This is a genomic window from Kitasatospora sp. NPDC101157 (genome assembly GCF_044768255.1).
Taxonomy (GTDB): Bacteria; Actinomycetota; Actinomycetes; order Streptomycetales; family Streptomycetaceae; genus Kitasatospora.
On record NZ_JBIWPL010000003.1, the window covers coordinates 55,676 to 67,940 of the forward strand.

9 protein-coding genes are annotated in these 12,265 nt (G+C 73.8%); all 9 read right to left on the reverse strand.

Translation table 11 applies throughout. The features are described from left to right. Nucleotides 1-37: 37 nt before the first annotated feature. Nucleotides 38-1,438 (reverse strand): aspartate aminotransferase family protein, encoded by a 1,401-nt coding sequence (locus ACIRVF_RS06830; protein WP_402814752.1) that lies wholly within the window; start codon nucleotides 1,436-1,438, stop codon nucleotides 38-40. Further along, complete coding sequence (gene dxs / locus ACIRVF_RS06835) at nucleotides 1,428-3,338, reverse strand: 1-deoxy-D-xylulose-5-phosphate synthase (protein WP_402814754.1); 1,911 nt, start codon at nucleotides 3,336-3,338, stop codon at nucleotides 1,428-1,430. Before dxs ends, ACIRVF_RS06830 begins: the two co-directional genes overlap by 11 nt. 135 nt (nucleotides 3,339-3,473) lie before the next feature. Next, entirely contained in the window at nucleotides 3,474-4,502 is a 1,029-nt protein-coding gene (gene hpnH / locus ACIRVF_RS06840) for an adenosyl-hopene transferase HpnH (protein ID WP_402814757.1), read from the reverse strand. A gap of 2 nt (nucleotides 4,503-4,504) precedes the next feature. Then, nucleotides 4,505-5,185: a 1-hydroxy-2-methyl-2-butenyl 4-diphosphate reductase gene (locus ACIRVF_RS06845; protein WP_402814759.1), complete on the reverse strand. Its 681-nt coding sequence runs from the start codon at nucleotides 5,183-5,185 to the stop codon at nucleotides 4,505-4,507. After that, nucleotides 5,182-7,263: a squalene--hopene cyclase gene (gene shc, locus ACIRVF_RS06850; protein ID WP_402814762.1), complete on the reverse strand. Its 2,082-nt coding sequence runs from the start codon at nucleotides 7,261-7,263 to the stop codon at nucleotides 5,182-5,184. The genes ACIRVF_RS06845 and shc overlap by 4 nt, the downstream gene beginning before the upstream one ends. 7 nt (nucleotides 7,264-7,270) lie before the next feature. Further along, the gene (locus ACIRVF_RS06855) at nucleotides 7,271-8,359 is read right to left on the reverse strand and encodes a polyprenyl synthetase family protein (RefSeq protein WP_402815744.1); all 1,089 of its coding nucleotides are present in this window, start codon (nucleotides 8,357-8,359) and stop codon (nucleotides 7,271-7,273) included. Between the two features lie 239 nt (nucleotides 8,360-8,598). Then, nucleotides 8,599-10,032: a hydroxysqualene dehydroxylase HpnE gene (hpnE, locus tag ACIRVF_RS06860; RefSeq protein ID WP_402814765.1), complete on the reverse strand. Its 1,434-nt coding sequence runs from the start codon at nucleotides 10,030-10,032 to the stop codon at nucleotides 8,599-8,601. Between the two features lie 148 nt (nucleotides 10,033-10,180). Next, the gene (gene hpnD, locus ACIRVF_RS06865; RefSeq protein WP_402815745.1) at nucleotides 10,181-11,038 is read right to left on the reverse strand and encodes a presqualene diphosphate synthase HpnD; all 858 of its coding nucleotides are present in this window, start codon (nucleotides 11,036-11,038) and stop codon (nucleotides 10,181-10,183) included. 41 nt (nucleotides 11,039-11,079) lie between these two features. Continuing rightward, entirely contained in the window at nucleotides 11,080-12,027 is a 948-nt protein-coding gene (gene hpnC / locus ACIRVF_RS06870; RefSeq protein ID WP_402814768.1) for a squalene synthase HpnC, read from the reverse strand. Between the last annotated feature and the right edge of the window lie 238 nt (nucleotides 12,028-12,265).

Sequence of the window (12,265 nt, forward strand, 5' to 3'; positions counted from 1 at the left end):
GGAAGCCGGTCCGGCCGACTTCCCACTCCCCGCCCGGCTACCGGTTGCCCACCGCCTGTTTCACCAGGGTCCGGCCGAAGTCCCACATCAGGCCGTTCCCCCGGTGGGCCTCGTCCATGATCTCGGTGAAGGCCTCCAGGAACCGGTCCGCGTCCCGATCGGTGATGATCAGCGGGGGAATAAGTTTGATCACTTCCACATGGTCCCCGGACACCTGGGTCAGGATCCGGTGCCGCTGGAGCAGCGGGACGACCACCATCTGCGCGAACAGCCCCTTGCGCGCCGCCTGGAGGGCCGTCCAAGCGGTGCGCAGCTTCAGCGACTTGGGCCGGCCGAACTCGATGCCGATCATCAGCCCGCGGCCGCGCACCTCGGCGAGCAGCTCGTACCGGTCGATCAGCGCGGTGAGCCGCTCGCGGAGCCGGTCGCCGACCTGCCGGGCGTTCTCCACCACCTTCTCCTCGCGCATCACTTCCAGGGTCGCCAGCCCGGCCGCCATCGCCTGGGCGTTGGACCCGAAGCTCGCCGAGTGCACCAGGACCCGGTCCATCGAGGAGTACACCTTCTCGAAGATCCAGCTCTTCCCGAGCGTCGCCCCGATCGGCACGTACCCGCCGGAGAGCGCCTTGGCCGCGCACACCAGGTCGGGCAGCACGCCCTCCTCGTGCTGGTAGGCGAAGAACTCGCCGGTGCGGCCGATCCCGGTCTGCACCTCGTCGCAGATCAGCAGTGCCTTGTGCTCGTGCAGCAGCGCCTGGGCGGCGCGCAGCCAGCCGGGCGGCGGCGCCTGCACGCCCTTGCCCTGGATCGGCTCCACGATCAGCGCCGCGACGTCCCCGCGCTTCAACTCCTTGGCCAGCGCTCCGAGGTCGCCGAGCGGGACGGCGGTGTCCGGCAGCAACGGGTCGAAGCCCTTGCGGAAGCCGCTCTCGCCGTTGACCGACAGCGAGCCGGTGGTCAGCCCGTGGAACGCGTGGTCGGCGTAGAGGACGCGCTTGCGGCCGGTGGCGTAGCGGGCGAACTTCAGCGCGGTCTCCACCGCCTCGGTGCCGCTGTTGCCGAAGAACACCCGGTCCAGCCCGGGCGCGTGGGAGAGCAGCCGCTCGGCCAGCAGCCCGGGCAGCGGCGAGCAGTCGAAGCGGACCAGGTCCGGGAGGCCCAGGTCCATCACCTGCTGGACCGCCGAGCGCACCGTCGGGTGGTGCCGGCCGAGGGCGAAGATGCCGAAGCCCGCGAGCATGTCGAGGTACTCGTTGCCCTCGGCGTCGTAGAAGTACTGGCCCTCCGCGCGCTCGTAGTACTTGTCGAACCCGATGGTGCGCAGCATCCGGGGCAGCTGGGGGTTGAGGTGGCGGCTGTGCAACTCGTAGCGTTCGCGGCCGCGTTCGGCGAGGAGCGCGGCGAGGTCGAAGGCGGGGCGGTCTGGTTCAGCCGGCATGGCGCGGGTTCGCTCCTCGGGTCGGTAGCAGGTTCTTGGCGACGACGGCGGTCTGGGCCGCGACCCCGGTGCCGGTCAGGCCGGTCTCCTCCAGGATCTCGCCGCGCGCGGCGTGGCCGAGGAACTCCTGCGGCAGGCCGAGCACCCGCACGGGGACGTCCACATCGGCGTCGCGCAGCGCCTGGGAGACGGCCGAACCCACGCCGCCGGTGCGCCCGTTGTCCTCGACGGTGACCACCAGCCGGTGGGCGGCGGCGAGTTCGGGCAGCACCGGGTCGACCGGCTTGACCCAGCGCGGGTCGACCACGGTCGCCGTGAAGCCCTCGGCGAGCAGCAGCCGGGCGGCGTCCAGGCAGGCGGAGGCGGTGCTGCCGACGGCCACCAGCAGGATCTCCGGAGCGGGCCCGGTGCGCAGCAGCACGTCCGTTCCGCCGATCCGCTCGACCGCCGGGACGGTCGGTCCGACGTTCCCCTTGGGGAAGCGGACCACGGTCGGCGCGTCCTCGACCTCGACGGCCTCGCGCAGCTGGGCCCGCAGCTGCTCGGCGTCGCGCGGCGCGGCGAGCCGCAGCCCGGGGACGACCTGGAGGATCGACATGTCCCACATGCCGTTGTGCGAGGCCCCGTCCGAGCCGGTCACCCCGGAGCGGTCCAGCACGAAGGTGACGCCCAGCCGGTGCAGGGCGACGTCCATCAGGACCTGGTCGAAGGCCCGGTTCAGGAAGGTCGAGTACACCGCCACCACCGGGTGCAGCCCGCCGGTGGCCAGTCCCGCCGCGCTGGTGACGGCGTGCTGTTCGGCGATCCCGACGTCGAAGGTCCGGTCCGGGTAGGCCTTCGCGAACGGCGTCAGCCCGACGGGCTGGAGCATCGCGGCGGTGACCGCCACCAGATCGGGCCGCTCGGCGCCGAGCGCGACCAGCTCCTCCCCGAACACCGAGGTCCAGGAGATCCCGGCGCTGGGCGAGATCGGCAGGCAGGTGTACGGGTCGATCGGGTTGACGGCGTGGAAGCGGTCCGCCTCGTCCTGCTCGGCTGGCAGGTAGCCGCGGCCCTTGACGGTCAGGCAGTGGACGATGACCGGTCCGCCGAAGTTGCGGGCCTGTCTCAGCGACTGTTCCACCGCGCCCACGTCGTGGCCGTCGATCGGCCCCAGGTACTTCAGCCCGAGGTCCTCGAACATGCCCTGCGGCGCGAAGGCGTCCTTGAAGCCCTTCTTGGCGCCGTGCAGCGCGTCGAAGATCGGCTGCCCGACCAGCGGGGTGCGCTGCAGCGCCTCCTTGCCGAGGGCGAGGAAGCGCTCGTAGCCCTGGGTGGTGCGCAGGGTGGCCAGGTGGTGGGCGAGCCCGCCGATCGTCCTGGCGTAGGAGCGCTCGTTGTCGTTGACGACGATGACCAGCGGCCGGTCCTTGGCGTCGGCGATGTTGTTGAGCGCCTCCCAGGCGAGCCCGCCGGTGAGCGCGCCGTCGCCGATCACCGCGACGGTGTGCCGGTCCTGCTGGCCGAGCAGCTGGACGGCCTTGGCCAGCCCGTCGGCGTAGGAGAGGGCGGTGGAGGCGTGCGAGTTCTCGACCAGGTCGTGCTCGGACTCGGCCCGCGAGGGATAGCCGGACAGCCCGCCCTTCATCCGCAGCCGGGAGAAGTCCTGGCGGCCGGTGAGCAGCTTGTGGACGTAGCTCTGGTGCCCCGTGTCGAAGACGATCCGGTCGTACGGCGAGTCGAACACCCGGTGCAGCGCGATGGTGAGCTCCACCACGCCGAGGTTCGGCCCGAGGTGGCCGCCGGTACGGGTGACGGCGTCGATCAGGAAGTCGCGGATCTCGTCGGCGAGCAGCGGCAGTTCGGACGCGGGGAGCTTGCGCAGCTCGGCCGGGGACGTGACGCGGGAGAGCAGTGACATGGGTACACCTCACGACTCGGAGCGGTGCGGTGGTGCCTCCGCCCGGCGGGGCGGGGCCGGCCCGGGCACGGTGGCCCGGGCCGGACGGGAGCTCGGGGCGGTACGGCTGCTGAGCCGGGCGTCGCCGGCCCGGTCTCAGTGCCCGCGGCCGGAGCTGACGGTCTCGGTGATCGCGCGCAGCGACTGCTGGAGCGAGCCCATGGTCGCGAGGACGGCTGTCGGCTCGTAGCCGCAGTGGGCCATGCAGTTCTCGCAGCGCGGGTCCTTGCCGCGTCCGTACTTGCTCCAGTCGGTCTTCTCGACCAGCTCGCGGTAGGTCGGCACGTAGCCGTCGGCCATCAGGTAGCAGGGCCGCTGCCAGCCGAACAGCGAGTAGTTGGGGATGCCCCAGGGGGTGCACTCGAAGTCGGCCTTGCCCTCCAGGAAGTCGAGGAAGAGCGGACTGTGGTTGAGGCGCCAGCGCTTGCGGTTGCCGCCGGCGAAGGCCTTGCGGAAGAGCTCCCTGGTCTGCTCGACGCCGAGGAAGTGCTCCTGGTCGGGGGCCTTCTCGTAGGCGTAGGCCGGGGAGATCATCATCTCGTCGACCTTGAGCTCGTCGTTGAGGTAGTCGAGGACGTCGATGACGGTCTGCGGGGTGTCGGTGTTGAAGAAGGTGCTGTTGGTGGTCACCCGGAAGCCGCGCCGCTTTGCCTCCTTGATCGCCGCCACCGCCTCGTCGAAGGTGCCCTCCTTGGCCACCGACTCGTCGTGCCGCTCGCGCAGGCCGTCGATGTGCACCGCAAAGGTGAAGTAGGGCGAGGGCTTGAACTTGTCCATCTTCTTGCGCAGCAGCAGCGCGTTGGTGCAGAGGAAGACGTACTTGCGGCGCTCCACCAGCTGCCGGACGATCTCGTCGATCTGCGGGTGCATCAGCGGCTCGCCGCCGGCGATCGAGACCATCGGGGCACCGGACTCCAGGACCGCGCCGACCGCCTGGGCGACGGGCATCCGCTGCTTGAGCACGCCCGCCGGGTGCTGGATCTTGCCGCAGCCCTCGCAGGCGAGGTTGCAGGCGAACAGCGGCTCCAGCTCCACGATCAGCGGGAACTTGTCCCGTCGCTTGAGCAGCTTCTGCTGCATCAGGTAGGTGCCGACCCGCACGGTCTGGCGCAACGGCATGGCCATGGCTAGCTCGCCTCCTGGGGGAGCGTCGAGGATGTGGGGTGGTTCAGGTCTGCGGAGCCGTCGCCGGGCTCCGGCCGGTACCAGTCGACCAGGGCGGGTACCGTCGCCCGAAGGGTCCGCCAGGCGCGCACCCCGGCGGGCAGGGTGCCGGGGCGCAGCAGTTCGTGGTCGGGGGTGTCGACCACCACCCGCAGCACCGCGACGGGCAGGGCCGGGCGCACCTCCCGCAGCGCGGCGAGCACGGCGGCGGCCTCCATGTCGACGGCGAGCGCGCCCAGCCGGTGCAGGGCGCGCCGTTCGATGCCGCGCACCACGTGGTCGGCGGTGTGGTGCACCCCGGTGTGCACGGTCAGGCCCTGCTCCTTGAGCGCCCGGGCCAGATCCGGCCCGGAGTCGACCGGGTAGAGGTGGCCCTCGGCGTCGCGCACGCCGTCGGCGGCCACCACGTCGCCCGGGGCCACGCCCGGCCCGACGGCGGCGCCGAAGCCCGCCACCACGACCGCGCCGTAGCTGCCCGGGGCCGAGCCGAGCAGCCGGCGGACGGCCGACCCGGCCCGCCGCCGGCCGACCCCGGTGCGTACCAGCACCGGGGACCCGCCGACCGCGCCGCGCCAGTCCCCGCCGCGCAGGGCCCACACCTCGGGGCCCAGCGCGCAGAGCACCAGCAGGGGTGCGGTGGTCACCGCGCCGCCCCGATCGCCGGGGCACCGCCGGGCTTGACCATGCCCGGCGCGCCGTGGAGGTAGCGGCCGAGCGCGGTGACCGGGAAGACCAGCCGGTACAGGTGGTAGTTGATGGAGAAGTCCCAAGGGAAGCCGGTGCCGGTGAACTGCGGCTCGTCCCAGGTCCCCTCGGGGAGCTGGGTGCGCACCAGCCACTCCACGCCGCGTTCCACCGCGGGGTTGGCCCGGCCGTCCGGGCCCTCGCCGGCCGCGAGCAGCGCCATCAGCGCCCAGGCGGTCTGCGAGGCGGTGGACTCGCCGCGCCCGGCCCAGCGCGCCGGGTCCTCGTAGGAGCGCATGTCCTCGCCCCAGCCGCCGTCGGTGTTCTGCCGGTCCTCCAGCCAGCGCACCGCCCGGCGGATCGCCGGGTGCTCGTCCGGGACCCCGGCCGCGACCAGGGCGGGCAGCACCGAGCCGGTGCCGTAGATGTAGTTGGTGCCCCAGCGGCCGAACCAGGAGCCGTCGGCCTCCTGGTTGCTCAGCAGCCACTCGATGCCGCGCCGGGTCCGCGGGTCGCGGGCCCGGCCGGTCTCGGCGAGCATCTCCACCACGTGGGCGGTGACGTCGGCGGACGGCGGGTCGACCACCTCGCCGAAGTCGCAGAACGGCAGCTTGTTCGGCAGCAGGCTGGTGTTGTCGACGTCGAAGGCGCCCCAGGCGCCGTTCTTGGACTGCATGCCGAGGTTCCACTGCACGCCCCGCTCCACCGCCGCCTCGACCTTCGCCGGGTCGGGGTGGGCGACCCGGCGCAGCGCGAGCACCACCTCGGCGGTGTCGTCGATGTCGGGGTAGGTGTCGTTCTCGAACTCGAAGGCCCAGCCGCCGGCCGGCAGGGCGGGCCGCCGGACCGACCAGTCGCCGCGCTTGCGGATCTCCTCGCCGAGCATCCAGTCGACGGCGGAGACCAGCGCCGGGTGGTCGGCCGGCACCCCGGCGTCGACCAGGGCGATGGTGGCCAGGCAGGTGTCCCAGACCGGGGACTGGCAGGCCTCCATCCAGCGCATGCCGTCCTCGGTGTGCACGGTGAAGCGGTCGAAGGAGGAGAGGCCGGCCTTCACCACCGGGTGCTCCAGCTCGTAGCCCTCCAGGTGCAGGGCGATCAGCGAGTAGACGGCCGGCGGCTGGATGCCGCCCCAGCAGCCGTCGGCCTCCTGGCGCTCGACGATCCAGCGGCAGGCCTGGGCGACGGCGAGCCGACGGAGCGGCCGGAAGGCCCGGTGGTGGTAGGCGTGCAGCACCTTGTCCAGGCGCTCGAACAGGCCGTCCCAGCTGGTGGCGGGGGCGAGCGGCCGGTCGGGGTACGGGTGGTCCGGGTCGGTGTGCAGCTCGGTGAGCGCGAAGGGGGCCGGACGGACCGGACGGTGGGCCGAGACGACGGTCAGCGGGACGATGGTCTGGCGGGCCCAGCAGCCGAAGGCGTAGATGTTCAGCGGCAGCCACTTGGGCAGGAAGATGATCTCGGGCGGCATCTCGGGCAGCCGCTCCCAGGGCCACCAGCCGAAGAGCGCGAGCCAGATCCGGGTGAACACCCGGGCGGCCGCGATGCCCCCGGCGGAGCGGACGTACCGCGCGGCGGCCAGCATGTGCGGGGCGTTCGGGTCGTCGCCGGCGAGCTTGAGGGCGACGTACGCCTCGACGGTGGTGGACAGTTCGGCCGGTCCGCCGTGGAAGGTGGCCCAGGTGCCGTCCTCCCGTTGCTGGGACCGGATCCACTCGGCGGTGGCCCGGGTCTGGTCCTCCGTCCGGATGCCCAGGAACTGGCGGAGCAGTAAGTCCTCGGCGTCCATGGTGACGTTGGTCTCCAGGTCGCCCTTCCACCAGCCCTCGGAGGACTGCAGCGAGAGCAGGTGGGTGGTGGCACGCGCCAGGGCCTCGCGCGCGTCGCCGGGCTGCCCGTCCGCCTCACCGGCCGGCCGCGGCCGGTCGGTGTCCTCGGGCTGCCACCGCCCCGGACCCAGCAGGGCCGGGGGGCGGTCGCCCACCGCGACCGGCTCGGAATCGTACTCAGGGTCGAGCCGGCCGTCCGCGGTTGCTGTCAACGTAACGTCACCTCTCTCGTACCACCACGAATTCGGCGAGTGCGACGAAGTGCTCGCGCACCGCGTCGGACATCGGCACCTCGTCCAGGGCGGCGAGGGCAGTCGTGTGCTGGCGGCGGGCCTCCTCCTGGGTCCAGGCCCGGCCTCCGGCCTCCTCGATCAGCGCGGCCCGGGCGGCGAGCTCGGGCTCGCTCTCCTCGCCCCGGCCCTTCGGGTCCGCGAGCGCCTCGGCGAGCCGGCGCGAGGCGGCCCCGCCCTCGGCGAGCGCGGCGGCGACCGGCAGGGACTTCTTGCGCTGGCGCAGGTCGCCCCAGTGCGGCTTGCCGGTGACCTCGGTCGCGCCCCAGATGCCGAGCAGGTCGTCCACCGCCTGGAAGGCCAGGCCCAGGTGGTGGCCGTAGCGCTGGAGCGCGCCGGAGACCTTGTCGTCGGCCCCGGCCAGTACGGCGCCGATCGCCGAGGCGGCGGCCAGCAGGGCCGCCGTCTTGCCGCCCTCCATCTCCAGGCACTCGGCGACGGTGACGCTGTCGCGCTGTTCGAAGGCGACGTCCATGGCCTGGCCGTCGATCAGGCGGCGGGTCGCCGTGGTGAGCAGCCGGACGGCACGCCCGGCGTCGGCCGGGGTGGTGCCGCCGGTGTCCCCCGCGTCGAGCAGCACCTCCGTGCCGAGCGTCGCCAGGGCGTCGCCGACCAGGATCGCCTGGGCCGGTCCGAAGACCGTCCACGCGGTGGCCCGGTGCCGGCGGGTCTCGTCACCGTCCATCAGATCATCATGGAGCAGGGAGAAGTTGTGCACCAGTTCAACAGCCACCCCACCGGGCACGCCCACCTCGGCCGCCGCACCGGCGGCCTGGGCCGAGAGCAGCGCCAGCGCCGGGCGCACGGCCTTGCCGCCGTCCCCCTCCACCGGGGTGCCGTCCCGGTCGATCCAGCCGAAGTGGTACGCCGCGACGGTGTCCATCGGTGCGGCCAGACGGGCGACGGTGGCCCGTAGCGGCGGGGTGCAGAGCGTACGGCTGCGGGCGAGCAGCTCCGGCACCGAGACCGGTTCGGCGTGCGCCGTGCCTCCGACGGCGAAGCCGGTGCGTGACTCCACGTGCGTTCCCTCTCCCTCGTGGTGCCGGACCGCACGGGGCGGCCGGGTGCTGTCGGTGCGGCCGGTGCCGGTGCCGGTGCGGTCGGTGCGGGTGCCGGCGGTACTGGTGCCGGCGGTGCTGGTGCCGGTGGTGCTGGTGCCGGTGGTGCTGGTGGCGGAGCGAACGGTGTCCGTACGGCCGATGGGGCCGACGGTACGCCCGTCGGCTCTGGCGGGCTCCCCGGGGACGGGGCCCGCCGTCACCTGGGCCACCGCCCGTCGCCCCGGTCCACCGGCACCCGGGTACCGGCCGCGGCCAGCGCGGCGTCGGCGGCGGCGTGGCCGCTGCGCACCGCGCCCTCCATGGTCGCGGGCCAGCCGGTGGCGGTCCACGCGCCGGCCAGCAACAGGCCGGGGACGCCGGTCGCGGCTCCGGGGCGCAGCTCGGCGCTGCCGGGCGCCCCGTCGAAGGTGGCGGTGCGCTCCCGGGTGACGAAGAAGTCCAGCACCTCGGCGCCCGCGGCCGCCGGGAGCAGCCGGGCCAGCTCGGGCAGGTAGCGGCGGCGCAGCTCGGCCACCGGCAGGTCGATCTCGTCCCGCACGGCGGACTGGGACAGGGCCAGGTACTGGGCGCCGGGGTGGGCGCGGCCCAGCCCGGTGCCGGCCAGGCCGGAGTGGGTGGTGCGGTCGAAGACCCACTGGACCGGGCTGCCGAGCGCGGCGAAGAACGGCCGGCGCAGCACCTTGCGGTCGTAGACCACGTGCACGTTGAGGATCGGCGTGGTGCCGAACTCCGCCAGCCGCTCCTGTCCGGGGACGGCGCCGGGCGGCAGCAGGGCGGCCGCGGTGTCCTGGGCACCGGCCAGCACGACGGTGTCGGCGGTGAGCAGCTGCCCGTCCTCCAGCCGGACGGCGTGCTGGGGGGCGGCGGGCTTGAGTTCCGCGACCCGGGCGCGCAGCAGCACCCGCACGCCGGCGCGTTCCAGCTCGGCGAGCGCCCGGTCGTGGTGGATCACGCCGAGCGGGACGGCGGGGACGCCGATGTCGGAGGCCCCCGGGTCGGAGAGCAGACCGGTCTTGAAGACCATGGCGGCGAGCGCCAGCGACACCTCGTCGGCCCGGGCGTTCAGGGTGGCGACGCCGACCAGGTCCCAGAGCGCGGCGGTGGTGGCGGCGTTCTGGCCGTTGCGGCGCAGCCACTCGCCGAAGGAGAGCCGGTCCAGCGCCGGGTCGGCGAGGTCCAGGCCCTTCAGGGCGAGCGCGCCGCGGACCACCCGGGCGCGGTCGGCCGGCGACAGGTGGGGGTAGCGGGCGAGGCTGCCGGCCAGGTGCAGCGGAACGGGCAGACCGGCCCGGCGCAGTCGGCCCAGCGTGCGCACCGGGGCGTGCTCGGGGCCGGTGACGGAGAGCACCGGGACGTCCAGGCGGTCCTGGAGGTGGGTCATCCGGGCGGCGCCGAGGCGCTCCAGCAGGCCGCGGTAGGCGGTGCAGCAGCGCAGGAAGACGTGCTGGCCGTTGTCGACGGTCAGCTCGCCGCGCTGGAAGGAGAACGCCAGGCCGCCGAGCCGGGGGCGCCCCTCGGCCAGGGTGACGTCGTGGCCGGCCTCGGCCAGGCGCAGTGCGGTGGTGATTCCGGCCAGGCCGCCGCCGACCACGACGGCGGCCGGGCGCGCGGCATCGGCTCGCCCGGTCATCGGCCCTCCCCCTCGCTCGACCGCCCGGTGGCGGTCGGTGCGGCCGGCGCGCTCGCGGCCGGCACCGTCGTGTTCAGCATCGTGGTCAACGCGGCTCTACCCGGATGTGATTCCCCGCTGACACAGCGTGACAGAACCGTGGCGAGAATCAAGAACGCCCCCCGGCGAGCCCGGAAAGCGCGACGTACGCCTTCTCCCAGCCCGGCAGCGAGACCCGGCCGCGCAGCACCGACTCGGGATCGGCGGCGATCCGGCCGAGCAGCCGGTGGTAGATCCCGGCCATCGCGGCGGTGCAGGCGCGGCTGCGGCGGTCGAGCATCGGCAGCAGCCGCAGGCCCTCCTCGAAGGCGGCCTGGGCGCGGGCGGCCTCGAAGGCCACCAGGCCGGTGAAGTCGGCGCCGACCGGCGGCTTGGACAGCGCGAAGCCCTGCTCGCAGCCGAACCGGACCAGGTCCTCGGTGGGCAGGTAGGTGCGGCCGTTCAGGGCGTCCTCGCGCAGGTCGCGCAGGATGTTGGTGAGCTGCAGGGCCAGGCCCAGGGTGTCCGCGTAGCGCGCCCCGCGCTCCGGGTCCTCGCAGCCGTAGACGCCGAGCGAGAGCCGGCCGATGGCGCCGGCCACGCAGCGGCAGTAGACCTTCAGCTCCTCGTACGTCTGGTACTCGGCGCCCTTGAGGTCCATCTCCACGCCGTCGATCAGCTCGTCGAAGCCGCCGAGCGGGATCGGGAAGCGCCGGGACGCGTCGGCCAGGGCGACCTTGATCGGGTCGGTGTCGTCCTCGGTGACCGTCCCGGAGCGGACCTCGTCCACCAGTTCCCGGGTGCGCACCAGCGCCTCGGCCTTGCGGTCGGCCGGGAGGTCGCCGTCGCCGATGTCGTCCACCCGGCGGGCCAGCGCGTACAGGGCCGACATGGCCAGCCGCTTGGGTTCGGGCAGCAGCCGGATGCCGTAGCTGAAGTTGCGCGCCTGCAGCCCGGTGACTGCCTCGCAGTACCGGTACGCCGCCATGACCTGGGCCGACGCCAGTGGTGATGCCGCCACTCGGGCGTTCACCTTCCCTTCGCGAAGATGGCCGCCGCCTTCACTGCGAGGCGGCGCTTGTCCGGCTTCGCCTGCCGGGCGAGCACGTCGAACCCGGCGTCCTCGACGGCCGCCAGGGCCGCGTAGCCGCCTGCGGTGAATCCCGCCAGGAGCAGTCGAAGCCTCCCCCGAACCGTACCTACCAATGGTGCGCCGCGGTCGAGCAGGGTGCGGGCCCGTTCGGCCTCGAAGGCGATCAGTTCCCGCACCGCTCCGGTCGCGCGGGGGGCGGCGAGCTCCTCCTCGGTGACGCCGAAGCGTTCGAGGTCCTCGGTGGGGAGGTAGATCCGGCCGCGGGAGAGGTCCTCGGCCACGTCCTGGAGGTGTTCGACCACCTGGAGGGCGGTGCAGATCGCGTCGGAGAGGGCGATCCGCTCGGGGGTGGAGACGCCCGCGATGGCCAGCACCAGGCGGCCGACCGGGTCGGCGGAGAGCGTGCAGTAGCCGGCCAGGTCGTCGTAGGTGGGGTAGCGGGTGATGGTCTGGTCCACCCGGTTGGCCTCGATCAGACGGCGGAACGGCTCGGGGGTCAGCCCGTGCCGGTCGACCAGCGGGACGAGGGCGCTCATCAGCGGGTGGCGGGGCGGTTCGGCGCCGGCGGAGCGCAGGGCGGTCTCGAACGCCCGGTCGAGGTCGCGCTCCAGCCCGTCGAGCAGGGCGAGCCGGAAAGCGGTCTCCGCCGGGCTCGGCGGGCCGGACTGGGCCGAAGGGGTGGCGGGGGGCCGCTGCTCGACCCCGAGCAGGGCGGCGGTGGCGGCCGGGTCCGCCAGGTCGCCGTCGCCCGCGTCGTCGACCAGCCGGGCGAAGCCGTAGGCGGCCATCAGGTCGTCGCGCCAGGCCGCGGGCAGGAAGAAGGGGGCGACCGGGAAGTTCTCCGCACCCGCCTTCTCCAGGGTCTCTACCGCGGAAGGGTTCACCGGCGTATCTCTGGGCTGGGCCGAAGCCGACACTGCAGTCACTCCCCCGTTCTACACCGCTGGGTACCACCGGTCCGACTCGGACACGCGTCCGAGCGCGGGCGTCACGCACGGCACAGCGCCCCCGTGCCCCCAGCCTGACACCACGCGACGCGCCCGAGAAGAGCGCCCCGCCCGGCGCACGGTGGCGCTCACCCCCCGCGGGGACGGCCAGCCGGACTAGCGCCGGGCCGCACGC

Excerpts from the sequence above, each read along its gene's own strand:
- hpnD (WP_402815745.1), bottom strand. The coding sequence starts at position 11,038 with ATGGCGGCGTACCGGTACTGCGAGGCAGTCACCGGGCTGCAGGCGCGC.
- ACIRVF_RS06830 (WP_402814752.1), bottom strand. The coding sequence starts at position 1,438 with ATGCCGGCTGAACCAGACCGCCCCGCCTTCGACCTCGCCGCGCTCCTC.
- hpnH (WP_402814757.1), bottom strand. The coding sequence starts at position 4,502 with ATGGCCATGCCGTTGCGCCAGACCGTGCGGGTCGGCACCTACCTGATG.
- dxs (WP_402814754.1), bottom strand. The coding sequence starts at position 3,338 with ATGTCACTGCTCTCCCGCGTCACGTCCCCGGCCGAGCTGCGCAAGCTC.
- hpnE (WP_402814765.1), bottom strand. The coding sequence starts at position 10,032 with ATGACCGGGCGAGCCGATGCCGCGCGCCCGGCCGCCGTCGTGGTCGGC.